This is a genomic window from Hyphobacterium lacteum (assembly GCF_036330345.1).
In the GTDB taxonomy this organism is placed as follows: domain Bacteria; phylum Pseudomonadota; class Alphaproteobacteria; order Caulobacterales; family Maricaulaceae; genus Hyphobacterium; species Hyphobacterium lacteum.
Genome location: NZ_JAZDRP010000028.1, coordinates 1 through 462 on the forward strand (window position 1 = coordinate 1; position 462 = coordinate 462).

The 462-nt window shown below is 60.4% G+C and carries 1 protein-coding gene; it reads left to right on the forward strand.

Annotated elements, in window-relative coordinates; all coding sequences use genetic code 11:
- A partial coding sequence (locus V0U79_RS13645; RefSeq protein ID WP_330200063.1) for an Ig-like domain-containing protein occupies positions 1-462 on the forward strand: 462 nt, incomplete at both ends.

Below are 462 nucleotides of genomic sequence, written 5' to 3' on the forward strand. Positions count from 1 at the left end.
CCCACGCTTTCGATATCTGGTCCTTCGGGTCCGGTTTCTGGGGCGTTTACGGCCAGCTTCACTTTCTCTGAAGATGTCACAGGTTTTACGCTGGGCGAGATTTCCGTGGGCAATGGGTCAGCCTCCAACCTTCAAGGGTCGGGCTCATTCTATACCGCCACCATCACGCCCACAGCTGATGGCCAGGTCACCGTCAATGTCGCGGCCAACGTCGCCCAGGACGCCGCCGGGAATAGCAACACAGCGGCTACCCAGTTCTCAGTTACCAATGATGGTGACAGACCCACGCTGGCCATTACCGGTCCAGCGGGGCCGGTCTCTGGCGCTTTTACCGCCACCTTCACTTTCTCTGAGAGTGTCACGGGCCTTGCGCTGGGCGAGATCTCCGTTGGCAATGGTGCGGCTTCCAACCTCTCTGGATCCGGCACCACCTACACCGCCACCATCACACCCGCGGCTGAC